Origin of the sequence: Microbispora sitophila, from assembly GCF_014892245.1 — a bacterium.
Lineage (GTDB): Bacteria > Actinomycetota > Actinomycetes > Streptosporangiales > Streptosporangiaceae > Microbispora > Microbispora siamensis.
Window position 1 is genome coordinate 143,448 of sequence record NZ_JADBGC010000003.1, and the last position, 26,548, is coordinate 169,995.

The following is a 26,548-nucleotide window of genomic DNA, read 5'->3' on the forward strand; positions in this document are numbered from 1 at the left end:
TCGGAGCCCCAATGCCAGGGACGTCCTCCTCCGAATCATGCCGATCCGCGCATAGCGCTGGCTCGTCGCCGACGGCCGTTCCTACGTTGGCAACGGCGGGGGTGACAGCGGTGGGGGATCGCGTACTGCGGAGGACCCGGTGATGCGTCCAGGACTCGCCACGGCGTCGCTCGCCTCGGCCTGCGCGCTGCTTGTCTCGGCTTGCGCCGCGCCGGACGCGGACCGCGGCTTCACCCCCGGCGGCGGCGTGGCACCGGCGGCGGCGGCCTCCGGGACGCCCGGCCCTCAGCCGGGCACCGCGACGGTCACGGCGGCGCCCGGACTGACGATCGAGATCGAGTGGCCGGACGAGCCGGATCCGAAGCGGTCGGCCGTGATCAAGGCGTTCGCCGCCGACTTCACGGCACAGTGGCGGGCGGTCGGCACCTCAGGCGGGGACCGCTCGTACGTGAAGGGCATCGATGCCGAGTCGTCCGCCTACATGGACGCCGTCACCTGGGTGCAGGGGTTTCTCAAGGACGAACAGTCGGCCCGGGGCGTGGCCAGGCTCTACGCCCTGCGGGTGCCCTCCGTCGTGGGACGCGGGGCGGAGGCCGACGGCTGCGTCGACCTGACCGGGGTGCGGCTGACCGACCGGGAGGGCATCCCGCTGGCCCGTCAGCCCGCCTGGCTCAAACGCCCGCGGGCGGTCTTCCTGCAGACCGCCGGTCTGGGGCACGGCGGCGACGGCGTCTGGCGGATCCGGCTCTACCGCCACGCGGACTATCCGGACGAGCGCGCGAAGGAGTGCCTGCGATGAGGGCCATTGCTGTGACGTCCCTGCTGGCGGGGGCCATGCTCGCGGTGTGCGCGCCTCCCGCCGCCGCCGACCCGGACGGCGGGCCGCACGGCGAGGCGTTCCAGAAGGGCAACACGGCCGGCGTCAGGCTGACCAACTCCAAGGTCGGCCTGTCCGGCAACGGGCTGGGCGGCAAGAGCGACGGCTACCGCATGCCCCGCCCCTGCTGGTACGAGCCGAACTCGTCGGCCGACGACATGCGCAACCTCCAGGCGCAGCAGAAGAAGCAGGCGGTGGAGGCGGGGCTGGACTACGACGTCGATCTCGACAAGTTCGGCAACAAGATCGGTGACAAGGGCCAGTGGTGGGGCGTCGCCTACGACGCCGGCAACCCGGACGGACCCTCGTGCGCCGCCGGACTGGAGCCGCTCGTGTGGGTGCCCGAGGGGACCACGCCCGCCGGCGGCATCACGCTGGAGCAGCTCATGCAGATCGCCCGGGCCGCGCTGACCGTGCCGGAGCCGAAGATCAAGCTGAGCCCGGACGCCAAGAGCTACGTCAACCTGGGGACCTGGGTGTGGCTGGACGGAGCCGAGGCCGCCCCCCGGTCCGTCACCGCCACGCTGCCGGGGGTCATGTCCGCCACCGTCACGGCGACGCCGGACCACCTCGAGATCAAGTCCGGCACCAGCGACGACCGCGCCGAGGTGTACGACAAGGGATGCGGCGCCACCGGCAAGCCGTACGTGAAGGGCGCCGACAAGGACGGAGACGACAAGCCCGAATGCGGCGTCGTCTACCTGCACTCCTCGATCGACCAGCCGGGCAAGGTCTACACGCTCACCGTGACCAGCGTCTGGAACGTCGTCGGCAACGGCAACCAGGGCGGCCAGGTCGTCCCCTTCGCGTACGACCCGATCCAGGTGGCGGCGACCAGGGACGTGCCCGTCGGCGAGGTCCAGAGCATCGTCAAGGAGTGACCTGTCCGGCCCGCGAGGCGTACGGCCGGGCGGGCGCGCGTACGGGGAGCGGCGGAACGGTGGTCGGTCCCGCGGGTGACGACTCGTCGGGAGACCGGTGCGTACCTTCCCCCATCGGTCCCTGCCGATCGCGGCCGGGCCGGCGGGGCCGGTCACGGGGTCAGTCACAGGATGAGCCACCGGCCGCGGGGACGGTGAGCGGGAACCGCGCCCGCACCTCGTAACCGCCCGACGGGGTGGGCCCGGCGGTCAGCTCACCCCCGTGCATGGCCGTACGCTCGCGCATGCCGATGAGCCCGTGCCCGCCCCCGCCGTCCGGGGCGGGGCGGGCGCCCGGACCGTCGTTCACGACCGCGACACGCAGCTCGTCGACGGCGTAGTGGACGACGACGTCGACCTTGGTGGCGTGCGCGTGCTTCAGCACGTTCGTCAGGGACTCCTGGATCACCCGGTAGGCGGACAGGTCGAGCCCCGGGGGCAGCGGCCGGCGTTCGCCGGTGACGCGCAGCCGTACGACGGGACCCGCATCCGCCACCTGGGAAACCAGCTCGTCCAGCCGGTCGAGCCCCGTCCGCGGCGCCTCCGGGGCGTCGGTCCCCGCGGCGCGCAGCATGCCCAGCATGTGTCCGAGCTCCTCCACCGCCTCGCGTCCGGCCTGCTCGACGGCGAGCAGCAGACCGCGCTCGCGGGCGCGGTCGTCGCCGAGGAGCCTGCGCACCCCGCCTACGTGCAGCGTCATGAGGCTCACGTTGTGGGAGACGATGTCGTGGAGCTCCCTGGCGCTGCGGGAGCGCTCCTCCGCCACCGCCCACCGCGCGCGCAGCTCGCGCTCCGCTTCGAGCCGCGCCGCCTGCGCGGCCAGCCGCCTCGTCTGGTCCGTCTGCCGCCGCAGCAGGATGCCGCTGCCGTACGCGACCCCGACGAAGATGGCGCCGATCAGGACTTCGGCGAAGTCGATGCCCTGGAGCGTCTGGAGGTGCGCGTAGGCGACCAGCACGCACCCGAGCCCCGCGAGCCCCCGGCGGCTGCGGGGCTCCGCCGCGCCCGCCACGGTGTGGATGAGGATAAGCGTCGAGTGGAAGTGCCAGGCGGCGTAGTAAGCGGAGCCGGTGACCATCCGGAGGGTGTACTCCGTCAAGGTCAGCGCGAGGAGCGCGGTCACGGGGATCCTGCGACGCAGGAGCAGCAGCAGCCCGGCGGTGACGACTCCCGCCGCGTACGGGACGGGAGCGTCGACCTGCTCGGGCCCGGTTCCCTGGCGGCCGAACGACTCGACCAGGCCGGAGATCGTCACGGCGAGGGCGAGCAGGACGTCGAGCCGGGAGGGCCGCCAGCGGTGGGCAGGCTCCCTCAGCACGGCCGGGGCCGCTGTCCCGGCCGCACGACGCCGGTCTGGTATGCGAACGCGACCGCGTGGACGCGGTCGCGCAGGCCGAGCTTGTGCAGGATGCGTGCGACGTCAGTGATGACCGTCGCCTCGCCGATGCGCAGTTCCCGCGCGATCTCGACGTTCGACAGCCCGTAGGCCAGCATCCGCAGCACCTGGAGCTCACGCTCGGTAAGCGTGGCCAGTTCGCCGGACGGCGCGGACTCGGGCAGGTCGGCGAACGCGGTGATCAATCGGGGGGCGGCGGGGTCGATCAGCGCCTCTCCGGCCGCCGCCGCCCGCGCCGCCTTGACCAGATGCTCCGGAGGAGAGGTCTTGAGCAGGAAGCCGTGCACCCGGGTCCGCAGCGAGGCGTGCAGGTCCTCGTCGGTGTTGAAGGTCGTCATCATGATGATCTTCGGTGGCTGCGGATCGTCGAGAAGCAGCCTGGCCGCGCCGATCCCGTCGAGACCGGGCATCGCGATGTCCATCAGCAGGACGTCCGGCCGCAGCCGCCGGGCCGCCGCCACTGCATCGGAACCGTCCGCCGCCTCCGCGACGACCTCGATCCCCGGCTCGGACTCGGCGACCAGCCGCAGCCCGGCCCTGATCATGGCCTGGTCGTCGGCGACCAGGGTGATGGTCACCGGGGGCTCCCGTCGTCGGTGGTAGGGCCGCAGCGTAGCCATACCGCGAGCGGGCGGGCGTCCCCCGGCGACGCGACACGGCGCCCAGGGCGGTCCCCCACGTGGCGGATCGGCCATCCCCCCGCCGGATGACCCGCCCCCCGGACCTCGGTCGCGCGGGCAGGTCAGGCCCGCGACTCGTGGGCGACCAGCCACTCCTTGACCGGCGTGCCGTAGTAGTAGCTGCCGTAGCCGCCGGTCGACGGCAGCACGCGGTGGCACGGCACGAACGGCGCGATCAGGTTCTGCGCGCAGGCCGACCCGGCGGCCCGTGCGGCCGTCCTGGGCAGCCCCGCCTTCTCCGCGAGCTGCGCGTACGACACGGTGGTCCCGGCGGGCACGGAGCGCAGTGCCTCGTACAGGCGCTGCCTCGTGGGGGTGCCGGGCTGCTCGACCGGGATCCGGTCGAGCGCGTCGATCTTCCCGTCGAGGTACTCCCGCACGGCCTCGGCCGCGTCGCCGAGGTCGCCCTCCCGCAGGGGAAGCGCCCGCAGGGACGGCGCGAGCCGGGCGAACATCTCGCGGGGGTCGGCGGTGAAACCGGCCGCGACGAGCACGCCGTCGCGGGCGAGCAGAGCGAGGGGGCCCACCGGGGTGGGCACGGTCTGCGTGATGATCATCTGTCGCGTCCTTGTGATGTGGTGTCTGACGTGTCGGAGGCGTGGCTCCACAGGTGGAGCGCGGCGTACGCGCGCCAGGGCCGCCACCGCTCGGCCTCGCCCGCGGCGATGCCGAGCCGTTCCATCGTCCTGCGCAGCACGAGGTCTCCCTCGGGCCACGCGTCCGGGTCGCGCAGCGCGCGCAGCGCGATGTAGCCGGCTGTCCACGGGCCGATGCCGGGGATCTCCAGCAGCCTGGCGGTGGTGTCGGCGGGGTCGCCCGCGCCGTCGAGGTCGATCGCGCCGGAGGCCACCGCCTCGGCCAGCGCCCTGATCGTGGCGACCCTGCGGGTGGTGAGCCCGAGGCCGTCCAGGTCGGCCGCGGCGAGCCGGTCGGCCGTGGGGAACAGCAACGGCACCTGGCCGGTCGGGGCCGCGTCGGGGTCCCCGCTCCCGTCGGAATGGTCGGGGACGGCGGGCAGGCCGGCCCGGGCGGCGATGCGGCCGAGCAGGGTGCGGGCCCCGGCCACCGAGATCTGCTGCCCGACGACCGCCCGGACCGCCAGTTCGAACCCGTCGTACGCTCCCGGCACGCGCAGCCCGGGACGGGCCGCGACCAGCGGCGCGAGCGACGTCCCCCCGAGGATCTCCCGCACCGCCCCGGGGTCGGCGTCGAGGTCGAGCAGGCGGCGGCAGCGTGCCACCAACCGGGAGAGCCGGTGCGTCTCGGTGGTCCGCACCGTGAGCCGGACGTGGCCCGCGGCGGGCCGCAACGTGATCGAGCCGCCCGGCACGGCCCGCGTGTAGGCCGTCACGTCGTCCCCCGACCGGCAGACCGCCTCCACCGAGGGGATCGCCCGGGCGGCGAGGAAACGCAGCACCGACTGCGCGTCGTACGGTTCCCGGTGGCCGAGCCGCAGGGTCAGCCCGGTCGTGAGGGCGACCGGAGCCCCCTTCTCGTGCATCGGCCCGTTGGTCTTGCGCAGCTCACCCGGCGCGAAGCCGTACGACTCCTTCATGGCCGCGTTGAACTGCCGCACGCTGCCGAACCCGGAGGCGAACGCGACATCGATGATCGGCAGGGTGGTCTCGGTGAGCAGTTGCTTGGCGAGCAGCAGCCGCCGGGTGCGGGCGACGGCGAGCGGCCCGGTGCCGAGTTCGGTGGCGAACAGGCGGTGCAGGTGCCGCTCGGTCACGTGCAGGCGGCGGGCCAGCCCGGCGACGCCGGACTCGTCGGCCACCCCGTCGTCGATCAGCCGCAGCGCGCGTCCGACCAGGTCGGCGCGGACGTCCCAGCCGGGGTCGCCGGGGCTGAGCTCCGGACGGCAGCGCCGGCAGGGCCGGAACCCGGCGGCCTCGGCCGCGGCGGCGTGCCGGTAGAAGCGGACGTTGGACCGGGCGGGGGTGCGGGCGGGGCAGATCGGGCGGCAGTAGATGCCGGTGCTGGTGACAGCCGTGTAGAAACGCCCGTCGAAGCGGGAATCCCGCGCGGAGACGGCGAGGTAGCACGCGTCGAAGTCGAGCTGTCGTGTGGTCACGTAGACGACGTTATGCGCTGGCCATCGATGCGGGCTGGCGGAAATCGGACGCGGCCGTCAGGATGGCCTCGACAGGGCGGAGGGGTCTCGCGCGAGACCGGGCACTGTGTCGACGGTGCTTCCGCTGCGCCTGGAGTGCTCCCGCGCGAGCTGGGACGCTGGATCAGAACGCCGGCGTCACTTGCTGGAGATGCCGACCCCGAGGTCGAACTCGCGATAGACCCGGGCCCAGAAACCGTCGCGCAGCCACACGCGCGCCTCCGGGTAGGGCCGAAGGGAGTGGCCGAGCTCCTTCTCGGCCTCGATGAGCAGTTCGGTGTCGATCACCGTGGGCAGCAGCGGGCCCGGCAGCAGGTCGCGGATGTTGTCGCGGCCTCGGGTCAGTATCCATTTCTGCGCCACGTGCTCGCCGACCTCCTCCACGCGGGGCCGGCCCGGGCCCAGCTTGCCGACCTGGCCGACGGGCGCCTTCGGCGGCATCGGCTTGACCGTACGGCCCGCGAAGACCTGGGCGGGCGACGGCGTGGGCGGCACGGGTACGGGCACCGGGGCGCGGGTGAAGAACGGACGCAGGAAGTCGGCGCTCAGGATCTCGACGGTGTCCGACTCCCAGACGAGCCGCTCGGCCTGGTTGGTGCCGAACGGCGGCTCGACCCCCCACAGGTGGATGCGCACGCCGTACGCCTGCGCGGCCTCCACGGCGGGCACCATGTCCTCGTCGCCGGCGATCAGCACGGTGTCGCTCACGGCGTGGTGGCGGGCGAGAGCCTCGAGGTCGCTGCGGATCTGCGCGTCCACCCCTTTCTGCTGGCCACGGGCGTTCAGGTTGCCCAGCCTGACCTTGACCCAGGGCAGCTGGGCGATCACACGCTGGTCCACCGTGGGCACGCGGTCGCGGGCGGCGTCGTACCAGTAGACGCGCAGCAGCTCACCCGGGATGCGTTCGAGCGCGTGCTTCTGGAGCGCCTGGATCAGCTCGTCCGCGGCGACGCGGTACTCCTTACGCTCCTTCGCGCCTAAGAGAACTTCACCGGCGGCCGCGTAAAGGTAACCGACGTCCACGAGAACGGCATACTTTGCGGCAATGCCATGTGCGCTGAAGTCCGGGATGGCCATGGTGTCCTCCTGGACTCGTCACTAGTTGATCGGCTGACTATATTCCCCCGCTTTCTAGATAGTCCCAACTCTTGAGCCAGTTGACACCCTGTTCCGGCGATGTAATCGGTCCGTAGTCGTCGCGGATGGCGTCGGAAGACGTCGCGTCATCCGCCGGGGAAGAAGGCCCCGCGCCAGGCTCCCGGGCCGTGCGGGAGTCCCACGCGCAGCCGATGTGCCGGGTTCCTCCAGTTTCCCCGCTTCGTCTTCGGTGCCGCCGGACGGTCGGCGCGCGCCGCCGCCCGCGCCGCCAGCGCGGCGACGAGGGCGGCGGTCTCCTCGGGGGTGGCGTCCCCCCGGACGATGCTGAGGTACGGCTCGCGGCTGCTCATAGAGGGATGTTCCCGTGCTTCTTCGGGGGCAGGGTGGCCCGCTTGTTGCGGAGGGCGCGCAGTGCGCGGACGATCTGGACCCGGGTGTCCGAGGGCCGGATGACCGCGTCCACGTAGCCGCGCTCGGCCGCGAGATACGGGTTGGCCAGCGTGTCCTCGTACTCGCTGATGAAACGGGCCCGCGCCGCGTCCGGGTCGTCGGCGGCGGCCAGTTCGCGCCGGTAGAGGATGTTGACCGCGCCCTGCGCGCCCATCACGGCGATCTGGGCGGTGGGCCAGGCCAGGTTGACGTCCGCGCCGAGGTGCTTGGACCCCATGACGTCGTACGCCCCGCCGTACGCCTTGCGGGTGATGACGGTGACCAGCGGCACGGTCGCCTCGGCGTAGGCGTAGAGCAGCTTGGCGCCGCGCCGGATGATGCCGTTCCACTCCTGGTCGGTGCCCGGGAGGAAACCCGGCACGTCGACGAAGGTCAGCACCGGGATGTTGAAGGCGTCGCAGGTGCGCACGAACCGGGCGGCCTTCTCGGAGGCGGCGATGTCGAGCGTCCCGGCGAAGCTCATCGGCTGGTTGGCGACGACGCCCACCGAACGCCCCTCGACCCGGCCGAAGCCGACGACGATGTTCGGCGCGAAGCCCGCGTGGATCTCCAGGAACTCGCCGTCGTCGAGGACGTGCTCGATGACCGTGTGCATGTCGTACGGCTGGTTGGCCGAGTCGGGGATCAGCGTGTCGAGCTCGCGGTCCTCGTCGGTCGTCTCCAGGTCCGCCTCGACGTCGAAGGCGGGCGGATCGTCCATGTTGTTGGACGGCAGATACGACAGCAGCGCCCTGGCGAAGTCGAGGCAGTCCTGCTCGTCGGACGCCTCGTAGTGGGCGACGCCGGAGCGCGAGTTGTGCGTGTGCGCGCCGCCCAGCTCCTCGAACGTCACCTCCTCGCCGGTCACGGTCTTGATGACGTCCGGCCCGGTGATGAACATGTGCGACTTCTCCTGCACCATCAGGACGAAGTCGGTCAGCGCGGGGGAGTACACGGCGCCGCCCGCGCACGGGCCCATGATCAGCGAGATCTGCGGGACCACGCCGGAGGCGTGCACGTTGCGCTTGAAGATCTCGGCGTACAGGCCGAGGGAGACGACGCCCTCCTGGATGCGCGCGCCGCCAGAGTCGTTGATGCCGATCACCGGGCAGCCGGTCTTCAGCGCGTGGTCCATCACCTTGACGATCTTCTCGCCGAAGACCTCGCCCAGCGAGCCGCCGAACACCGTGAAGTCCTGCGCGAACACCGCGACCGGCCGGCCGTCCACCGTGCCGTATCCGGTCACGACACCGTCGCCGTACGGGCGCTCGCGGTCGAGGCCGAAGGCGGTCGCCCGGTGCCTGGCCAGCTCGTCGAACTCCACGAAGGAGCCCTCGTCCAGGAAGGCGGCCAGCCGCTCGCGGGCCGTCATCTTGCCCTTGGCGTGCTGTTTCTCCACCGCTCGCGCGGAGCCGGCGTGGGCCGCCTCGCTCCGGCGGCGCTCCAGGTCGGCGATCTTGCCGGCGGTGGTGTGGATGTCGATCTCGGGGGCGCGTTCGGCGCTCATCGCCCGCTCACCGTTCCTCGTATGCTCAGCGGCCCTCGGGTCCCGAACGCCGCTCCGGGTCGCGTCGAATCCATGGCGGACAGGTTAACCAGGCCGGCGCCGTTCGGTCGCGCCGGGTCGCGCTCACCGGGATCGCGGTTGCCCGGCCGGGTACTCCCCACAGGAACGCGGTCCCTGTGCCGTTCGTTCGGCTTTACGACGGCTTTATACAAATGGGGGCTCCATGGTGGACGCCGTACGCACGCAGGGGTTGTACAAGCGCTTCGGGCAGCAGGTGGCGGTCGGCGGCGTCGACCTGGTCGTGCCGAGAGGGAGCTTCGCCGGACTGGTCGGTCCCAACGGCGCGGGCAAGACGACGACGCTGAGCATGATCACCGGCCTGCTGCGCCCGGACGGCGGGCGCATCGAGATCGACGGCCACGACGTGTGGGCCGATCCCGTCGGCGTCAAGGCGCACATCGGCGTGCTGCCCGAGGGCCTGCGGCTGTTCGAACGGCTGTCCGGCCGCGAACTGCTCATGTACGGCGGCCAGTTGCGCGGCATCCCCCTGGACGAGGTCGGCAGGCGCGCCGACGAACTGCTCAAGGTCATGGACCTGGTCGAGGCGCAGGACAAGCTGGTGGTCGACTACTCCACCGGCATGCGCAAGAAGATCGGTCTCGCGGCGGCGCTGCTGCACAACCCGCGCGTGCTGTTCCTCGACGAGCCGTTCGAGGGCGTCGATCCCGTCTCCGCCAACACGTTGATCGAGGTGCTGCGCAGATACACCGCCTCGGGCTCCACCGTCGTCTTCTCCAGCCATGTGATGGACCTGGTCGAGCGGCTGTGCGACTGGGTGTCGGTGATGAACCGGGGCCTCGTCGTCGCCCAGGGCCCGCTCGACGACGTACGGCGGGGCCGCACGCTCAACGAGGCGTTCCTCGACCTCGTCGGCGTGCGGGGCAACGGGGAGGAGGGCCTGTCGTGGCTCGGGTCGCCGGCATGACCTGGCTGTTCGTCCGGCTGAAGCTCAGCCTGGTGCGCGGGGGCCTGCGCGGCGAGGTCGGCAAGCAGATCGGTTTCGCCTTCTCGCTGGGCGCCGCGCTCCTCGCCGCCGTCGCGGGGTTCGGGCTGCTGTCCCTCATCCGGTTCGCGCCGTCCGACGTCGCCCTCGACCTCGTGTCGGCGGCGTTCGCGATGTTCGCCGTCGGGTGGATCGTCGTGCCGCTGATGGCCTTCGGCCTGGACGAGACGCTCGACCCGGCCCGGCTGGCCCTGTTCCCGCTGACCACCCGGCAGCTCGCGACCGGCATGCTGGCCGCGTCGGCGACCGGGCCGTGGCCGATCGCCTCGCTGGTCGCGTTGTTCGGCGGCGTGGTCGCGCTCGCCCACGGGCCGGGCGGGGTGCTGCTCGGGGTGCCCGCGGTGGTCCTCCAGTTCGCCTTCTGCCTCACGGCCTCCCGCCTCGTGACCACCGCGCTGTCCGGCGTGCTGCGCACCCGCAGGGGACGCGACCTGCTCGCGGTCGCCGCCGTCTTCGGCGTGCTGCTCTTCCAGCTGCCCAACCTGCTGATCAACCGGGGGTTTTCCGGCGACCCCACGCGGATCCTGGCGTCGGCGGGGGACGTCCTGCGGTGGACGCCGCCGGGGCTGGCCGCGCACGCGATCGCCGACGGCGGGCTCATCGGCGTCGCCGAGCTGATCGTCGTCGCGATGGCGGTCGTCGTGCTGGGGTGGCTGTGGATCGCCGCGCTGCGGCACGCGCTGGTGCGTCCCGGCGCCTCCAGCCAGGGCGGCGGCTCCGTCCGGCGGTCCGGTCGGGTCCCGTTCGGCCGGTTCCTGCCTGACGGCATGCTCGGCGCGGTCGTCGCCAAGGAGCTGAAGTACGCCGCAAGGGAGCCTCGGGGCCGGGTGAACTGGATCGTCGCGCTCTTCGTGAGCGTGGTCATCATGTTCTCCATGCGGGGACCGGACGGCTTGGCCGGGCCGGGGTTCGTGGTCGGGCCGGCCTGCCTGGCGGCCGTCGTGATCGGGCTGCAGGCGGCCAACTCCTTCGGCATCGACGGCAGGTCGCTGTGGATGAACGCGGTGGTGTTCTCCACCCCGCGCGACCTGCGTACCGACCTGGCCGGCCGGCACCTGGCCATGGCGGTCATCGGGGTGCCGCTGCTGACCCTGGTTTCGGTGATCGCCGCCCTGGTGGCGGGCGACGCCGCCTGGGCCCTCGCCGCGGCGCCGGTCGCCTGGGGCGTGCTCGGCGTCGCCATGGGCGTCGGGGCGCTCACCAGCGTGACCGCGCCGTACACCTACCCCGACCGCCTGAACGCCTTCAGCGGCGCCGCTCCAGGGCAGGGCGGACAGGCGTTCGCGGCCTCCTTCGCCACGATGATCGTCACCGGCGTGCTCGCGCTGCCGGTCGTGCTGCCGGTCCTGCTCGGCCTGACCTGGTGGGCCGTGTTCGCCGTGCCGTACGGCGTGGCCGTCGCCTGGGCGGGCCGCCGGATCGCCGCCGGCATCGGCTTCGCCCGCCTCCCCGAACTCCTCACCGCCGTCTCCCGCCCCACCTGACCGGTCGTGTGCCGTTCAGAGGTCCGATCGCCGCCGGTGGAGACCTCTCCCTGCCGGAGATGCTGGCGCCATGAGCACAACGAATGCGGCAAGGGCCGGCGGACCGCGAGGGGATGAGGAGCCGCCCGTCGACGCCTGGACGGTGATGGAGAGGTTCTACGCGGCCGAGGCCGCGTACGTGGCCGCGGGCGGGTTCGGCAAGGCGAGCTATGACCGGGTCGCCGCCTACCTCGATCCGGAGGTGACCTTGCATCAGGCTCCCGGGCTGCCCTTCACCGGCACGGGAACCTGGCGCGGTCACGACGGCATGGAGCGGTTCCTGGTTCGCTTCAGCGAGGTCTGGGAGTCGATGGAGTTCCTGGAGCAGGAGCACTGGGGAGACGAGGACACCGTGGTCGTGCGCAACCGGGTGCGCTTTCGCGCCCGTGCCACCGGCCGGGAGGTCGACACCCTGATCGTGCAGCTGATCACCGTCAGGAACGGGCGCATGCTCGAATGCCGCCCGTTCTATTGGGACCCCGAAGCCGTCGCCGACGCCTGCCGGCCGCGTGAGGCTGCTCACTGACCCTCGCCCGGTAACAGAGCGGTCGCGAAGTCCTTGCGGTGATTGCGGGGGATTCGGCCCGCCCCTATAACCGTTTGGACCGTTCTAGGGGAGAAGTGATGCGCGGAAACAGGCCGCTGGGCCGTGTGATCTGGGCGCCGGTGGGCGCGGCGGTGCTGAGCGGACTGGTGATCGGAGTGCTGGCGCGCCTCCTGATGCGGGGCATCGCGCTGGCCGTCGGCGGATCGACCGGCCTGTCCCTGGTGGGCACGGTCGCGATCCTCGTCGCCTTCGTCGTGCTGGCCCTGCCGGCCGCGGTGACCGCGACCGCTCGTCCGGCGATCATGCACGCCGGTCGCTGGGCGACCGCCGCGCTCACGGGGCTGATGGCCGCGAGGACGGGGCTCGGCGACGCGAAGACCATCGTCCTGGCCGACGACGGCCAGTTGACGCCGATCACCGTGCTGATCGTCGCCTTCGCCGCGATCGTGGTGGCGCACGGGCAGCTCGCCCAGCGCCTCACCCGCCGCCTCAGGGCGCTCCAGGAAGCCCCGGCCGAGGCACTCCGCACCCCGGACGCGCGACCGGTCTGACCTGCCCGTTTCAATGGTCTAGTCCAATTGGTGAGACCGCCCTCGGGCTCCCGAGCGCGATTCGCTAGCCTTCCAAACATGGCCGCCATCGCTCCTGCCGAACGACACAACGCCGTAGCGGAGATGCCGGACGAACTCCGCGCTGACGTGCGCCTATTGGGTGGACTACTGGGTCAGGTGATCGCCGAACACGGCGGCCCCGACCTCCTCGCCGACGTGGAACGGCTCCGGAAGGCGGTGATCGCCGCCCGGCGTCGGGAGACGACGGCCGACGAGGTCGCGGCCCTGGTGGCCGAATGGCCCGTGGACCGCGCCGTGCAGATCGCCCGGGCCTTCACCTGCTACTTCCATCTCGCCAACCTCGCCGAGGAGCACTACCGCATCCGCACCCTGCGGCAGCGCGACAAGGACGACGTGCCGCTGCGCGAGTCCCTCGCGGAGGCCGTGCAGCGGCTGCGCGGGGACGACCGGCTCCAGGACCTGATCGACGAGCTGGAGTTCCGGCCCGTGCTGACCGCTCACCCCACGGAGGCGCGGCGGCGGGCGATCGTCACCGCGATCCAGCGGATCAGCGCCCAGCTCGACGCCTACAACACCCCGGGACGGGGCGCCGCCGAGCGGGAGGAGGCCCACCGGCGGCTGCTCGAGGAGATCGACATCCTGTGGCGGAGCGCCCAGCTCCGCCACACCAAGCTCGACCCGCTGGACGAGGTCCGTACGGCGATGGCGGCGTTCGACGAGACGCTGTTCCGGACGGTTCCGCTGATCTACCGCTCGCTCGACGCGGCGCTCGGGCCGGGCACCGGGACGCGGGAGCCGCTGGCCAAGGCGTACATCCGCTACGGAAGCTGGATCGGCGGCGACCGCGACGGCAACCCCAACGTCACCGCCAAGGTGACCAGGGAGGCCATCCAGATCCAGGCCGAGCACGTGCTGATCGCGCTGGAGAACGCCACCACCCGGATCGGCAGGTCCCTCACCCTCGCCAGTGTCTTCACGCCGCCGTCCGCCGAGCTGCGGGCCGCGCTGGCGCAGGCCGAGGACGACCACCCCGACCTGGTGTCGGAGATGGCCACCCGGTCGCCGCGGGAGCCGCACCGCCAGTGGCTGATGTTCGTCGCGGCCAGGATCGCCGCGACCCGCCGCCGCGACCTCGACCTCGCCTACCGCGCGCCCGCGGAGCTGCTGGCCGACCTGCGGCTCACGCAGGACTCCCTGCGCGGCGCCGGCGCCGTACGGCAGGCGTACGGCGAGCTGCAGCACCTGATCTGGCAGGTCGAGACGTTCGGCTTCCACCTGGCGGAGCTGGAGGTGCGCCAGCATTCTGCGGTGCACGCGGCGGCGCTCAAGGAGATCGCCTCCGGCACGCCGTCGGAGCGCACCGAGGAGGTCCTGGCCACGATCCGGGTGATCGGGTGGATCCAGGAGCGCTTCGGCGTGACCGCCTGCTCCCGCTACGTCGTCTCGTTCACCCGCTCCGCCGACGACATCGCGGCGGTGTACGAGCTGGCCAGGCACGCCCTGGGCGACCGCGCCCCGGTGCTCGACGTGGTCCCGCTGTTCGAGTCGGGCGAGGACCTGGACAACTCCACCGCCGTGCTGGAGGGCATGGTCGCGCTGGAGCCCATGCGCCGGCGGCTCGCCGAGAACGGGCGGCGCATGGAGGTCATGCTCGGCTACTCCGACTCGGCCAAGGAACTCGGCCCGGCGGCGGCCACCCTGCGCCTGTACGACGCGCAGGCGGCGCTGACCGCCTGGGCCGCGGCCAACGACATCAAGCTCAGGCTCTTCCACGGCCGCGGCGGCGCGCTCGGCCGGGGCGGCGGCCCCGCCAACCGCGCGGTGCTCGCCCAGGCCCCCGGCTCGGTCGCCGGACGATTCAAGGTCACCGAGCAGGGCGAGGTCATCTTCGCGCGGTACGGCCACTCGGCGATCGCCAAGCGGCACATCGAGCAGGTCACCAACGCCGTGCTGCTCGCGTCCACCTCCGCGGTGGAGTCGAGCACGGCCGCCGCGGCGGCGAAGTTCCGCCGGCTGGCCGACACCGTGGCCGCGGCCTCCGAGCGCGCCTACCGGGCGCTGACCGAGGCCCCGGGCTTCCCCGAGTGGTTCGCGCTGGTCAGCCCGCTCGAGGAGATCGGCTCGCTGCGGCTCGGCTCCCGGCCCGCGCGGCGCGGCCTCGGCGCGCCCCGCTCGCTCGACGACCTGCGGGCCATCCCGTGGGTGTTCGCGTGGGCCCAGACGCGGGTCAACCTCCCCGGCTGGTACGGACTGGGCAGCGGCCTGGCCGCCGTGGTCACCGACGGCGGCATGGCCGAACTGCGCTCGGCCTACCAGGAGTGGCCGCTGTTCGCCGCGATGCTGGACAACGCGGAGATGTCGCTGGCCAAGACCGACCGCTCGATCGCGTCCCGCTACCTGGCCCTGGGCGGCCGGAGCGACTTCGCCGAGCAGGTCCTGGAGGAGTACGACCTGACGAGGCGGCTGGTGCTGGAGGTGACCGGCCACGCCCGTCTGCTGGAGAACCGGCGGGTGCTGTCGCGGGCCGTGCAGCTGCGCGACCCCTACGTGGACGCGCTCAGCCACCTCCAGTTGCGGGCGCTGTCGGCGCTGCGGGCGGCGGGCGACCTGTCGGAGGAGGAGCGCGAGCGCCTGTCCACGCTGCTGCTGCTCAGCGTGAACGGCGTCGCGGCCGGCCTGCAGAACACCGGCTGACGTACGGACCGGCCGGGCGCCCGGAATCCGGGCGCCCGGCCGGATCACGGCGTCTCGGCCGCCTGCTCGACCTCGATCCGCTCCGGGCAGGCGTAGATGTTGAAGCGCTCCTCGCGCAGGAACCCCACGAGCGTGATGCCGAACTCGCGCGCCAGGTCGACGGCGAGCGAGGAGGGCGCGGACACGGCGCACACGATCTGGATCCCGGCGCTCGCGGCCTTCTGCATGATCTCGTAGCCGACCCGGCCGCTGACCATCAGCACGTGCCGGTCGAGGGGGATCCGGCCGCCGAGCAGCGCCCAGCCGACCAGCTTGTCCACGGCGTTGTGCCGCCCCACGTCCTCCCGCACCGCGATCGGCGTGCCTTCGGGCGTGAACAGCCCGGCGGCGTGCAGCCCGCCCGTCCTGCCGAACACCCCCTGGGCCTCCCGCAGCCGGTCCGGCAGGCCGTACAGGGTCGTGGCGGACACGGCGACCGGCGGGCGCGTGGCCGGCACGGCGCAGCGGTCGCGCAGGGCGTCGAGGCTCGCCGTGCCGCAGACGCCGCACGCGCTCGACGTCAGGAAGTTCCGCGCCGCGGCGCCGAGGTCGGGCAGCCGGGAGGCGGTGAGCCGCACGGTCACGGTGTTGTAGCGCGCCTCGGGGTCCAGGTCCTCGTCGGTGCAGTAGCCGATGGCGGCGATGTCGCCGGGGCCGGCGATCCCCTCACCGTGCAGGAACCCCGCCGCGAGTTCGAAGTCCGCGCCCGGCGTCCGCATCGTGATCGCCACCGTACGGCTCTCGCCCCCGGCCAGGAGCCGGATCTCCAGCGGCTCCTCGGTGGCGAGGTCGTCACGCCGGTCGCGTACGGCCGATCCTGACACCCTCCGGACGCGTGACCGCGTGACGGGCCCCGGACGGGCAGTGGGCCGCGCCGCGCCGTCCCGTTCCATCTGTTGGTTCCTCCTTGGCGGCATGGCTGCCGTTCTATCCCGTACGCAGCCTGCCACGCCACGGTCCACGGGTCAGCACGGGTCAGCACGGGTCAGCGGTCGTCCGCCGGGTGGCGTGCGGGGGAAGCGGCCTACAGGCGGGTCACGGCGCGCACGACGGACGCCACGGGGATGTCGGCCATGCAGGCGGGGCCCGCAGGGGACAGCGGGCATTCGGCCGTCCACCAGCACGGCTGCTCGGTGATGGCCGTGGCCCTGCGGTGCGGGCAGCCCGGCAGTCCCTGCAGGTCGGCGCAGCCCACCCCATCGCGGGAGCCGAGGCCGTACCGGCCGGCCCAGGTGGGCCCGAACAGCCCGACGGTGGCCGCTCCGGCCGCGGCGGCCAGCCGCAGCGGCCCGGTGTCGCCGCCCACGACCACCCCGCCGCGACGCGCCACCGCGGCGAAGCACGCGGCGAGCCCCCGCAGGCCGCACCGGGGCAGCGCGGCCACCTCCGGGCCGAACACCGCGTCCACCGCGCCGCCGCGCTTGGGCGGCGCGTCGGGCGTGAGCAGGGGATGTCCACGCCGGGCCAGCGACGTGGCGAGTTCCCGCCAGCGCCCGGCCGGCCACCGCTTCACGTCCATGCCCGCGTCCGTGATCAGCACGACCGGAGGCCCCGTCCCGGAGGCAGGGAGGCGGCGCGCGAGCGTGCTCTCGCCGTACGCGATCTCGGCCGGCGTCAGGCGCACGGCCGGACGGGCGAGGGCGTCCTCGGGCCGCAGCAGCCCCTCGGCGAGCAGGATGCGCAGGTAGCGCTCGCCGACCGGCTCGTCCGGAGGCGGGCGGCGCCACAGGTCGGTGACACAGCGGGCGCCCGAGGCGGCGAGGAGATCCGGAATGCCGTCGTAGCGGGTGGTGGTGACCGCGAGATCCGGACGCCGCACGGCCAGCGCCTCGGCCACCGCCTCCCGCTCCGCGCCCGCGCCGCCGTGGCGGGGGGTGAGCACCCGCGTGACGGCGGGGTCACCGCGCAGGAGGGCGGCGCCCGGCTCGTGGGTGAGCACGCGCAGCGAACCGCCGGGGTTGCGGCGGGCCAGGCCGTGCACGACGGGCAGGAGCATGATCAGGTCGCCGATCCCGCCGAGCAGGTCGACGACCAGGATCTCCCGGTACGGCTCACGCATCCGGGCGGCCGAGCGGGCGGCGCGGGCCGGCCAGGGTCTCGTACAGCGCGCGGTGGGCGGCGGCGACTCGGGACCAGGAATGGCGGGCGGCGAGCCGCCGGGCCGCCCTGCCCATGTGCCGCCGCGCTCCGGGGTCGCCGAGCAGCGGCGCGACGGCCGCCGCGATGGCGGCGGCGTCGCGGCGAGCCCTGATCACGGCGACGGCCTCCCCGAGAGGGAGGGTGGGATCGGGCTCGTCCGGCACGGTGACCGCGGTCGGCAGCCCGTGCGCCAGCATCGTGAGCAGCGCGCCGCTCTTGGTCGTCACCCCGGCGGTGAAGGGCAGGACACCGGCGTCCGCCGCGTGCAGGAGTTCCGACACCCGGGCGGCGGGCAGATGCCCGGTGAACGTCACCGCGTCAGCCACGCCGTGCCGCGCGGCCAGCGCCTCCAGTTCCGCGCGGAAGGCCCGGGCCTCGGCCTCCGGCAGCGCCTGGGAGGTGAAGCCGCCCACGACCAGCAGGCGCAGGCGGGGGCGGGCCGCGCGCAGCGCGGGCAGGGCCTCGACGAGCTGCCGCACGCCCTTCACGGGGTGCACGAACCCGAAGAAGGCGAGCAGCGGATCGTCCCGCCCCATGCCGAGCCGGTCCCTCACCCGCACGCGCGCCTGCCGTCCGCCGCCGTGATCCACGACGTTCGGCGCCAGCGGCACCTCCACGGCGGCCGTTCCGGCGCGCCGCCTGACCTGGCCGGCATGGGAGGCGTTCGTCACCACCACGAGGGCGCTGGCGGGCACCAGCCGCCCGGTCTCCCGGTCCCACAGGCGGGCGCGTTCCAGGGGCCGCCAAACGGGGCCCGGCACCCATCCGGGGGTCGCCCACCAGCCGTACTCGTGCAGGGTGGTCACCAGCGGCGCGCCGGGCGGCAGCAGGGGCGGCAGCAGTCCGGGCAGCCCGGAGAACCGGTAGGCCGAAGGGGCGAACTGCACGTGGACCACGTCCGGGCGCAGCCGCCGCACCCGCCGGGCGGCGTCGAGCGTGGCCGGCAGCCAGTGCCAGGGGGAGCGGGCACCCGGCGATCCCACGGGCACCCCCACCGCCTCGACTCCGGCGTCGCCGAGCGCGCCGACGAGCCGTTCGACGTAGTCGCCGACGCCGTCGCGGTCGGCGGGCCCGGGACCATGGACCATGGCCACGCGGATCCGGCCATCCCCCGTCACGGTCACCGTCCCCTCCTCGGCGTCGCTGCCGGGGAGGTGCCCGAGGGACTTACGGGGCAAACCATGCGTTTATGAGGCTTTATGTCCGATTTTTGAGGGGTAGGCGCAAGGGATGGAGCATCCCGCGGCGCTCGCCGGCCCGCCGGTCCCGTGGCGGAGGCTCGCCCGCGTGCTCGTGATCCGCCCCGACAACCTCGGCGACGTCGTGATGGCGGGCCCGGCGCTGCGGGCGCTGCGGCGGGCCGCCCCCCGCGCCCGGCTCGATCTGCTGGCCGCCCCCGCGGGCGCCGCCGCGGCCGGGCTGCTCCCCGAGGTGGACGGTGTGCTCACGGCCTCGGTCTCGTGGCAGAAGACGGGCGGGGAGGACGTCCCGGTCACCGACGACCTGGATCTCGTCGAGCGGATCGGGTGGGGCGGCTACGAGGCGGCGGTGATCCTGACCTCGTTCTCCCAGGCCCCCTGGCCGGCCGCGTACCTCTGCCGGCTCGCCGGGGTGCCCGTACGGGTCGGCATGTCCAAGGAGTTTGGCGGGGTGGGGCTGACCCACTGGGTGCCCTCGCCGCCCGACGAGACCCACCAGGTGGACCGCGCGCTGCGCATGCTCGAACGGGTGGGCGTCCCTCCGGTCGAGGGCAGGCTGCGCGTGCGCGTGCCCGCCGAGGCGGCCCGTACGGCCCGCCGCCTGCTCGACGCCAGGTCCGGAGGAGACGGCCACGGGGACGGTCGCGGGAGGCGGCCGTGCGCGCTCATCCTCCCCGGGGCCTCCTGCTCCGCGCGGCGCTACCCCGTCGACCGGTTCGCCCGGGTGGCCGGGCTGCTCACGGCCGCCGGGCTGCGGGTCCTCGTGGCGGGCACGGCCAGGGAGGCGCCGCTCGTCGAGGCGACCGGCGCCGGCGTGCCCGGTGCGGTCCTGCTGCCGGGCCGGTTCGACGTACCGGTCCTGGCGGCGCTCGTCGGCGCCGTCGACGTGGTCGTGTGCAACAACAGCGGCGGGGCGCACCTGGCCAGCGCGCTCGGCACGCCCGTGGTCGTGCTGTTCGCCGGCACCGAGCAGGTGGAGCAGTATCGGCCGCGGTTCGGACCGGCGTCGATCCTCACGGTGCCCACCGCGTGCTCGCCCTGCCGCCAGTTCGCCTGCCCCTTCGCCCTCGACTGCCTCGACATCCCGCCCGAGCAGGTCGCCGCCGAGGCCCTGCGCCTGGCCGACGAGCGCGGCGGCCCCTGGTGGCGGACCCCGGCGGGCACGCGGGACGCCCGATGACGACAGCCCCCGGCAGCGGTGCGCTGATCGCGGCGCCGGACAGCGTGCGAACCAGGACGCCGCGTCTGTCGTTCCTCGTGGTCGGCACACCGAGGTCGGGCACCACCGTGACCCAGCGGCTGTGCTGCGAGCTGCCGGACGTGGTGATGCCGCCCGAGACCCACTTCCTGCACCTGTTCGCACCCGGCCTGCTCGCCAGGCGGCGCTTCCCCCTCACCTGGCCGGAGGTGTGCGACGAACTGAGCCGGTTCGAGGCGCTGCCCACCTCGGCGGGCCTGCGCCTCGATCGCGCCCGGGTGTTCGAGCTGCTGGGCCCGCGCTGCGACCGTCTGATCGACCTGTTCTCCGCGCTGGTTGTCGCGCTGTGTTCACCGCCGTGTTCGCTCACCGCGCGGTACGGCGAGAAGACGCCGGAACACCTGCTGTGGTGGCGGGCGATGACGTCGGCCGACCCCGCTCTGAGGATCGTCGGGGTGGTGCGGGATCCGCGTGCCGTGGCCGCCTCGCACCGGGCCGTTCCCTGGGGGATCCGCGATCCGGGCGAGCTCGCCGAGGAATGGGCCTTCGACCAGCGGTCGCTGCGCGCCGCCCGCCACCTGCTCGGGCCGCGGCGGTGCCTGGTGGTGCGCTACGAGGATCTGGTCGCCGGCCCGGCCGCCTGCCGGGCCCGGCTCGCGGACTTCCTCGGCGTGCCTCCGGCGTCCGCGTCCGCACCGGCGGGGAAACGGCCGCTGCCGCCCATCGTGCACTCCTGGGAGTGGTGGAAGGCCCGCGCGCTCGAACCGGTGACGACGGAGCGGCGCGACCTGTGGCGCACGGTGCTCACCCCGGCCGAGGCGGCCCTCGTCACCCAGGTCGCCGCCCCGGAGATGGCCGCCTTCGGCTACCTGTCGCCGGACGACGCCGGCCGGTGCCACCCCGGCGGGCGGCCGGAGCGCTGCGGGCCCCGGCTCGCCGCCCGGCTCCGGCGGATGCGCGCCCTGGAGTCCGTGATCGCGAACCGGCCCGGCCGATGAGAGCGGTGCCGCGGCGCCGGTAGGCGGACGGCGCGGCGGCGCGGGCGGCCCCGGGGCCGATAGCCTGGGTGCGTGCCCGACTCGCCGTACACCGATCTCGACCGGCCCCCGCTTTCCGAGACCGCGCTGACCAGGGCGCTGGTGCGCCCCGGCTCGCTGTGGTCGTCCGTACGCGTCGTCGAGCGGACCGGGTCCACCAACGCCGACCTGGCCAGGACCGTGCGCGAGAGCCCGGCAGAAGGCGCCGTGCTGGTGGCGGAGTCGCAGTTCGCCGGCCGGGGCAGGCTCGGGCGCCCGTGGACCGCGCCGCCGCGCTCAGGGCTGACGTTCTCGATGCTGCTGCGGCCCGAGGTGCCGCTCGCCCGGCAGGGCTGGCTGGCGCTGCTGGTCGGCCTCGCCGCCGCCTCGGCCGTACGGCGGATCGCGGAGGTCGACGTGCGGCTCAAGTGGCCCAACGACCTCATGGTGGGGGAGCGAAAGCTCGCCGGGATCCTGGCCGAGCGGGTGGACCGCATGGTGGTCGTCGGCATGGGGCTCAACGTCTCGCTGCGGCCGGAGGAACTGCCCGTGGACCGGGCAACGTCCCTCGCCGTCGAGAACGCCGCCTGCACCGACCGCGACCCGCTGCTGCGCGCGATCCTGCGGGAGGTCGAGTCGCACTATCGCGACTGGACGGCAGCCGGCGGCGACGCGGACGCCTCGGGCCTGCGTGCCGCCTACCTCGCGTGGTCGTCCACGGTGGGCCAGGAGGTCAGGGTCGAACTGCCCGGCGAGCGGGTGCTGACGGGCCTGGCGACCGGCGTGGACGCGTCCGGCCACCTGCTCGTACGCGCCGAGGACGGAGAGCACACGCTCAGCGCGGGCGACGTCGTCCACGTCCGCCGTGACACGTCCCGGGAGAACGGCGCCGCAGGCTGACCTAGGTCGTGCCTGACAAATCAAGCCCTGCTACGCGTGGCCCAGGCGGCGCCTCGCTGCGTTCTCGCCCCACCCACGAAAATCCCTCGCAGGCTCGGGCGCTATGGGCTCCTCCTCGGCCTTGCGATGCATCCACCCGGATCCACGCTCGCGACGGGCAGCATTTGTCAGACACTCCCAACGCATGCAATCCACCGGCGATCGTGTCACGATTTGCGCCATGGGTCTCCCCGATCAATACCTGGCCGACGGCGAGCGGGTCGTTCTATCGTTCCATCCGCACTGGAAGCGGCTGATCCTGCCGATCCTCGCCCTCATCGTCGTGCTGGCCGCCGCCGTCGCGGCCTTCGTCCTCATCCCCGGCGACTACGAGTACGCGGGATACGCCCGCGGCGCGGTGGCCGTGGTCGCCTTCGTCGCGCTGGTCCTGTGGACGATCGTCCCCTATCTGCGCTGGGTGACGACGTCCTACACGCTGACCTCGCACCGCTTCGCGATCAGCACCGGGGTGCTGAACAAGTCGGAGGACGACATCCCGCTGGCCAAGGTGAGCAGCGTGAGCTCCGACCAGCGGCTCGTGGAGCGCATCCTGGGATGCGGCACGCTCCGGGTCGAGTCGGCCTCGGAGAAGGGCGACATCGACTACCGCGACATCCCCCAGATCCAGCGCGTACGGCACGAGCTGTTCCGGCTGGTGGAGGACGCCGCGGACGGGAACATCGACGGGGAGTGAACGCGGCGCGGCCTGCGCGCCGCGCGGGGGAGGGGGACGTGGACACAAGCGGGCGGCCCGGTGCCGACGACATGCGGCGGCTGTTCCTGGGACCGGCGCCGGCCTACACCCGGAGGCAGGTCGCCGAGGCGGCCGGCATCCCGCAGGACCTGGCGGCGCGGATCTGGCGGGCCCTCGGTTTCGCCACGTTCGCCGACGACGCCGTGGCGTTCACCGAGGCCGACCTGGAGGCCCTGCACCGCATCCGCGACCTGCTCGACGCGGAGATGCTCGACGAGCGGACCGTCATCCGCATGGCCAGGGCCCTCGGCCGTACGACCGCGCGGCTCGCCCAGTGGCAGGCCGAGATCATGGTCGACGCGCTGATCGAGCCCGGCGCGCGGGCGGGGGAGGACGCGCTGCGGCAGGTGATGGACACGGTCAGCCGCCTGCTGCCGGACTTCGAGCAGACGCTGGTGCACGTCTGGCGCTCCCAGCTCGCCGCGACCGCGAGCCGGCTGGTCTCCCTCGCCGAGCCCGGCGAGGACGTCTCGCCGACCCGGCCGAGGCTCGCGGTCGGGTTCGCCGACCTCGTCGCCTTCACCCGGGTGTCCCGGGAGCTGGACGAGCTGGCGCTGGCCGACCTGGTCGAGGGGTTCGAGTCGCGGGCCTCCGACGTGATCGCCGCGCACGACGGGCGGCTGGTCAAGACGCTCGGCGACGAGGTGCTCTTCACCGCGGCCGGCCCGAGGACCGCGGCCCTCATCGCGCTCGACCTGCTCGACGAGCTCAAGCGGGACGCCGAAGGACCCGACGTGCGGGTCGGGCTGGCGTACGGCCCGGTGCTCCCGGCGATGGGCGACGTCTTCGGCACGACCGTCAACCTGGCGGCCCGGCTGACGGCGATCGCCAGGCCCGGCACGATCCTGGCCGACAGCGAACTGGCCGCGGGCCTCGCCGGAGCGTCCGGCGTCGACCTGGTCAAACTCCGCCGCCGTCCCGCGCGCGGGCTCGGCGTGGTGGAGCCGTATGTTCTGAGGAGATCCAGCCGAGAAAGTTGAGGTGCAGGACATGCCGTACGAAGTCCAGGGCGTGGTGGCGCGCGGCAAGGGAGAGGCGGTGACGCTGGAGACCGTCGTCGTGCCGGACCCCGGGCCGGGCGAGGCGGTCGTGAACGTGCAGGCCTGCGGGGTCTGCCACACCGACCTCCACTATCGCGAGGGCGGCATCAACGACGAGTTCCCGTTCCTGCTGGGACACGAGGCCGCGGGCGTCGTCGAGGCGGTCGGCGAGGGCGTGACCGAGGTCGAGCCCGGCGACTACGTGATCCTCAACTGGCGGGCGGTGTGCGGGCAGTGCCGCGCGTGCCTGCGGGGCCGCCCGTGGTACTGCTTCAACACCCACAACGCGACTCAGAAGATGACCCTGGCCGACGGCACCGTGCTCAGCCCGGCGCTCGGCATCGGGGCCTTCCTGGAGAAGACCCTGGTGGCGGCCGGGCAGTGCACGAAGGTCAACCCGGCGGCCCAGCCGGCCGTCGCCGGGCTGCTCGGCTGCGGCGTGATGGCCGGCCTCGGGGCCGCGATCAACACCGGCGGCGTGACCAGGGGCGACACGGTCGCGGTGATCGGCTGCGGCGGCGTGGGCGACGCGGCCATCGCGGGCGCGCACCTCGCCGGAGCCCGGACGATCATCGCGGTGGACGTGGACGACCGCAAGCTCGACTGGGCCCGCGGCTTCGGTGCCACGCACACCGTCAACTCCCGCGAGACCGACGCGGTGGAGGCGATCCGCGAGCTGACCGGCGGGTTCGGCGCCGACGTCGTGATCGAGGCGGTGGGCCGTCCCGAGACGTACAAGCAGGCGTTCTACGCCCGCGACCTGGCCGGGACCGTCGTGCTCGTCGGCGTGCCGACGCCGGAGATGCAGCTCGAACTGCCGCTGCTCGACGTCTTCGGCCGCGGCGGCGCGCTCAAGTCCTCCTGGTACGGCGACTGCCTGCCCAGCCGTGACTTCCCCATGCTGATCGACCTCTACCTGCAGGGACGGCTCGATCTCGACGGGTTCGTCTCGGAGACCATCGGCCTCGACCAGGTCGAGGAGGCGTTCGGCAAGATGCACCGCGGGGAGGTGCTGCGGTCGGTCGTGGTGCTCTGACGCTCCCGGGAGGGGCGGCGCTTCCATTGCGGAGTGCCGCCCTTTTCTGTGCCCTGGATCACGTAGGCAAGCCTTACCAAAGTGAGTTACCTTAGGTATGCCTAACCTTCCTGATGATCCCTGAGAGGCGACCCATGTACGTCTGCATCTGCCGCGCCGTCACCGAGAGCGAGGTGCACGACTGCATCGTCGAGGGGGCGAGGACGGCTCGCCAGGTGCGGGACGCCACCGGTGCAGGGGGGGACTGCGCGTCTTGTGTCCGGAAGATCTGTGCGATCCTGAAACGGTCAGAGGACCTGGTCACCAGCGCATAGATCGAGGAAGCTTATGCAGGGCGACAAAGAGATCATCGCGCTGCTCAACGAGCAGCTCACCTCCGAGCTGACCGCCATCAACCAGTACTTCCTGCACGCCAAGCTGCAGGAGAACTGGGGATATACGAAGCTCGCCGCGATCACGCGGGCGGAGTCGATCGACGAGATGCGGCACGCGGAGGAACTCACCGACCGGATCCTGTTCCTTGAGGGTCTGCCGAACTATCAGAAGCTGAACACCCTGCACATCGGCCAGACCGTCAGGGAGCAGCTTCAGGCCGACCTGGAGCTGGAGCTGGGCGTGGTCAAGCGGCTGCGGCCCGGGATCGCCCTCATGCGGGAGCGGGGGGACATCACCTCGGCCACGCTCTTCGAGCGCATCCTGGCCGACGAGGAGCACCACATCGACTACCTGGAGACCGAGCTGGGCCTCCTGGAGAGCCTGGGCGAGCAACTGTACCTCCAGCGGTACGCGGAGCCGCCGTCGTCCTCCTGAGCCGCGCTCTCCTGATCCGGCGCTCTCCCGTCCGTCGCTTCCGGACGCGCGGGAAATCAGATGGACAACGCCCGTCGTCATCGTTTCGGCGGGCGTTTTTCATGCCATTATCCGCTTTCCAGCGACGAAGTTCGGAATGGCGGAGAATGGGGCAGAAGATCGCGTCGGTTGCGTGCTGACTATCCCGGATTTATCAGTGTTTGCCCAGGTCAATTGATGGGTCAACGACAAGTCAAAAGGCGCGCTGTAGCCGGGAAACGATCGCACAAGGTCCTACGATCGCACCATGACCTGCGTACTTCTCGCCGAGGATGACACCTCGATATCCGAGCCGCTGGCGCGCGCCCTGCGCCGGGAGGGCTATCAGGTGGAGGTGAGCCCCGATGGCCCGCAGGCCCTGGAGAGGGCCTTGTCGGGGGGCGTCGACCTGATTGTTCTCGACCTCGGCCTTCCAGAGATGGACGGGCTGGAGGTCGCGCGCCGCATTCGCGCGGAGGGGCACGGGACTCCGGTCCTGATCCTCACCGCCCGCGTCGACGAAGTCGACACCGTCGTCGGTCTCGACGCCGGAGCCGACGACTATGTGACCAAGCCGTTCCGCCTGGCAGAACTGCTCGCCCGCGTGCGGGCCCTGCTCCGGCGCGGAACATCGGAGACCCCGGTGGTGCAAGGCGTCCGCATCGACGCCGACTCCCGCCGGGCCTGGATGGGAGACAAGGAACTGCACCTGACCACCAAGGAGTTCGATTTGCTGCGCGTGCTCGTACGGGACGCGGGCAAGGTCGTCACCCGCGAGCAGATCATGCGCGAGGTGTGGGACACGAACTGGTGGGGGTCGACGAAGACACTGGACATGCACATCTCGTGGCTGCGCCGGAAGCTGGGCGACGACGCGGCCAAGCCGCGCTACATCACGACCGTCCGAGGGGTCGGCTTCCGTTTCGAGCGCGAGTAGCCGC

Annotated in this window: 26 protein-coding genes; 16 read left to right on the forward strand and 10 right to left on the reverse strand. The window is 72.8% G+C overall.

All coding sequences use genetic code 11. From position 1 onward, the window contains the following. The first annotated feature begins 142 nt into the window (after positions 1-142). Both IL992_RS06595 and IL992_RS06600 read left to right on the forward strand, forming a co-directional pair. Positions 143-799: a hypothetical protein gene (locus IL992_RS06595; RefSeq protein WP_193202420.1), complete on the forward strand. Its 657-nt coding sequence runs from the start codon at positions 143-145 to the stop codon at positions 797-799. Next, the gene (locus IL992_RS06600; RefSeq protein WP_193202421.1) at positions 796-1,758 is read left to right on the forward strand and encodes a hypothetical protein; all 963 of its coding nucleotides are present in this window, start codon (positions 796-798) and stop codon (positions 1,756-1,758) included. The genes IL992_RS06595 and IL992_RS06600 overlap by 4 nt, the downstream gene beginning before the upstream one ends. A 160-nt stretch (positions 1,759-1,918) precedes the next feature. On the opposite strand, the gene IL992_RS06605 is transcribed toward IL992_RS06600, so the two are convergent. From IL992_RS06605 to IL992_RS06635, 7 genes are all read right to left on the reverse strand, one after another. Beyond that, positions 1,919-3,115: a sensor histidine kinase gene (locus tag IL992_RS06605; RefSeq protein WP_193202422.1), complete on the reverse strand. Its 1,197-nt coding sequence runs from the start codon at positions 3,113-3,115 to the stop codon at positions 1,919-1,921. Beyond that, positions 3,109-3,771, reverse strand: a complete 663-nt coding sequence (locus IL992_RS06610) for a response regulator (protein WP_193202423.1) — start codon at positions 3,769-3,771, stop codon at positions 3,109-3,111. Before IL992_RS06610 ends, IL992_RS06605 begins: the two co-directional genes overlap by 7 nt. A 164-nt stretch (positions 3,772-3,935) precedes the next feature. Further along, positions 3,936-4,430 carry a methylated-DNA--[protein]-cysteine S-methyltransferase gene (locus IL992_RS06615; RefSeq protein WP_193202424.1) on the reverse strand — a complete coding sequence of 165 codons (495 nt, stop codon included), beginning with the start codon at positions 4,428-4,430 and terminating at the stop codon, positions 3,936-3,938. Next, positions 4,427-5,947, reverse strand: coding sequence for a DNA-3-methyladenine glycosylase 2 family protein (locus IL992_RS06620; RefSeq protein WP_193202425.1), 1,521 nt, complete (start codon positions 5,945-5,947; stop codon positions 4,427-4,429). Before IL992_RS06620 ends, IL992_RS06615 begins: the two co-directional genes overlap by 4 nt. Positions 5,948-6,124: 177 nt before the next feature. Continuing rightward, on the reverse strand, positions 6,125-7,009 hold the full coding sequence (locus IL992_RS06625) for an NYN domain-containing protein (RefSeq protein WP_319018384.1): 885 nt from the start codon (positions 7,007-7,009) through the stop codon (positions 6,125-6,127). Positions 7,010-7,209: 200 nt separating this feature from the next. Then, positions 7,210-7,434, reverse strand: coding sequence for an acyl-CoA carboxylase epsilon subunit (locus IL992_RS06630; RefSeq protein ID WP_193202427.1), 225 nt, complete (start codon positions 7,432-7,434; stop codon positions 7,210-7,212). Next, on the reverse strand, positions 7,431-9,020 hold the full coding sequence (locus IL992_RS06635; protein WP_193202428.1) for an acyl-CoA carboxylase subunit beta: 1,590 nt from the start codon (positions 9,018-9,020) through the stop codon (positions 7,431-7,433). The genes IL992_RS06630 and IL992_RS06635 overlap by 4 nt, the downstream gene beginning before the upstream one ends. A 223-nt stretch (positions 9,021-9,243) precedes the next feature. On the opposite strand from IL992_RS06635, the gene IL992_RS06640 reads away from it, so the two are divergent. The 5 genes from IL992_RS06640 (at position 9,244) to IL992_RS06660 (ending at position 15,419) form a co-directional block, all read left to right on the forward strand. Further along, entirely contained in the window at positions 9,244-10,005 is a 762-nt protein-coding gene (locus IL992_RS06640) for an ABC transporter ATP-binding protein (RefSeq protein ID WP_193202429.1), read from the forward strand. Continuing rightward, complete coding sequence (locus IL992_RS06645) at positions 9,984-11,567, forward strand: hypothetical protein (RefSeq protein WP_319018385.1); 1,584 nt, start codon at positions 9,984-9,986, stop codon at positions 11,565-11,567. The genes IL992_RS06640 and IL992_RS06645 overlap by 22 nt, the downstream gene beginning before the upstream one ends. A 70-nt stretch (positions 11,568-11,637) precedes the next feature. Continuing rightward, the gene (locus IL992_RS06650; protein WP_193202430.1) at positions 11,638-12,132 is read left to right on the forward strand and encodes a nuclear transport factor 2 family protein; all 495 of its coding nucleotides are present in this window, start codon (positions 11,638-11,640) and stop codon (positions 12,130-12,132) included. Between the two features lie 98 nt (positions 12,133-12,230). Then, positions 12,231-12,704: a hypothetical protein gene (locus IL992_RS06655; protein ID WP_193202431.1), complete on the forward strand. Its 474-nt coding sequence runs from the start codon at positions 12,231-12,233 to the stop codon at positions 12,702-12,704. 78 nt (positions 12,705-12,782) lie between these two features. Further along, positions 12,783-15,419 (forward strand): phosphoenolpyruvate carboxylase, encoded by a 2,637-nt coding sequence (locus IL992_RS06660; protein ID WP_193202432.1) that lies wholly within the window; start codon positions 12,783-12,785, stop codon positions 15,417-15,419. Positions 15,420-15,463: 44 nt separating this feature from the next. Here IL992_RS06660 and fdhD read toward each other — a convergent pair whose 3' ends face one another. The 3 genes from fdhD to IL992_RS06675 form a co-directional block, all read right to left on the reverse strand. Continuing rightward, positions 15,464-16,351 (reverse strand): formate dehydrogenase accessory sulfurtransferase FdhD, encoded by an 888-nt coding sequence (fdhD, locus tag IL992_RS06665; RefSeq protein WP_193202433.1) that lies wholly within the window; start codon positions 16,349-16,351, stop codon positions 15,464-15,466. A gap of 131 nt (positions 16,352-16,482) precedes the next feature. Beyond that, the gene (locus IL992_RS06670) at positions 16,483-17,517 is read right to left on the reverse strand and encodes a glycosyltransferase family 9 protein (RefSeq protein ID WP_193202434.1); all 1,035 of its coding nucleotides are present in this window, start codon (positions 17,515-17,517) and stop codon (positions 16,483-16,485) included. After that, entirely contained in the window at positions 17,510-18,721 is a 1,212-nt protein-coding gene (locus IL992_RS06675) for a glycosyltransferase family 4 protein (protein ID WP_193202435.1), read from the reverse strand. Before IL992_RS06675 ends, IL992_RS06670 begins: the two co-directional genes overlap by 8 nt. Positions 18,722-18,827: 106 nt before the next feature. Between IL992_RS06675 and IL992_RS06680 the strand changes: the two genes are divergently transcribed. The 9 genes from IL992_RS06680 (at position 18,828) to IL992_RS06720 (ending at position 26,544) form a co-directional block, all read left to right on the forward strand. Continuing rightward, positions 18,828-19,976, forward strand: coding sequence for a glycosyltransferase family 9 protein (locus tag IL992_RS06680; protein ID WP_193202436.1), 1,149 nt, complete (start codon positions 18,828-18,830; stop codon positions 19,974-19,976). After that, a complete protein-coding gene (locus tag IL992_RS06685) occupies positions 19,973-20,992 on the forward strand; it encodes a sulfotransferase family protein (RefSeq protein ID WP_193202437.1) in 1,020 nt (339 codons plus the stop codon). The genes IL992_RS06680 and IL992_RS06685 overlap by 4 nt, the downstream gene beginning before the upstream one ends. Positions 20,993-21,064: 72 nt before the next feature. Then, complete coding sequence (locus tag IL992_RS06690; RefSeq protein ID WP_193202438.1) at positions 21,065-21,910, forward strand: biotin--[acetyl-CoA-carboxylase] ligase; 846 nt, start codon at positions 21,065-21,067, stop codon at positions 21,908-21,910. Between the two features lie 220 nt (positions 21,911-22,130). Then, entirely contained in the window at positions 22,131-22,643 is a 513-nt protein-coding gene (locus tag IL992_RS06695) for a PH domain-containing protein (RefSeq protein WP_193202439.1), read from the forward strand. A gap of 38 nt (positions 22,644-22,681) precedes the next feature. Further along, positions 22,682-23,683, forward strand: a complete 1,002-nt coding sequence (locus tag IL992_RS06700) for an adenylate/guanylate cyclase domain-containing protein (protein ID WP_319018386.1) — start codon at positions 22,682-22,684, stop codon at positions 23,681-23,683. 10 nt (positions 23,684-23,693) lie between these two features. Continuing rightward, a complete protein-coding gene (locus IL992_RS06705; RefSeq protein WP_193202440.1) occupies positions 23,694-24,779 on the forward strand; it encodes an S-(hydroxymethyl)mycothiol dehydrogenase in 1,086 nt (361 codons plus the stop codon). 134 nt (positions 24,780-24,913) lie between these two features. Beyond that, positions 24,914-25,093, forward strand: a complete 180-nt coding sequence (locus IL992_RS06710; RefSeq protein ID WP_193202441.1) for a (2Fe-2S)-binding protein — start codon at positions 24,914-24,916, stop codon at positions 25,091-25,093. Between the two features lie 13 nt (positions 25,094-25,106). Continuing rightward, positions 25,107-25,589, forward strand: coding sequence for a bacterioferritin (gene bfr, locus IL992_RS06715; protein ID WP_030509436.1), 483 nt, complete (start codon positions 25,107-25,109; stop codon positions 25,587-25,589). Positions 25,590-25,875: 286 nt separating this feature from the next. After that, positions 25,876-26,544, forward strand: coding sequence for a response regulator transcription factor (locus IL992_RS06720; RefSeq protein WP_030451323.1), 669 nt, complete (start codon positions 25,876-25,878; stop codon positions 26,542-26,544). Positions 26,545-26,548: the final 4 nt, after the last annotated feature.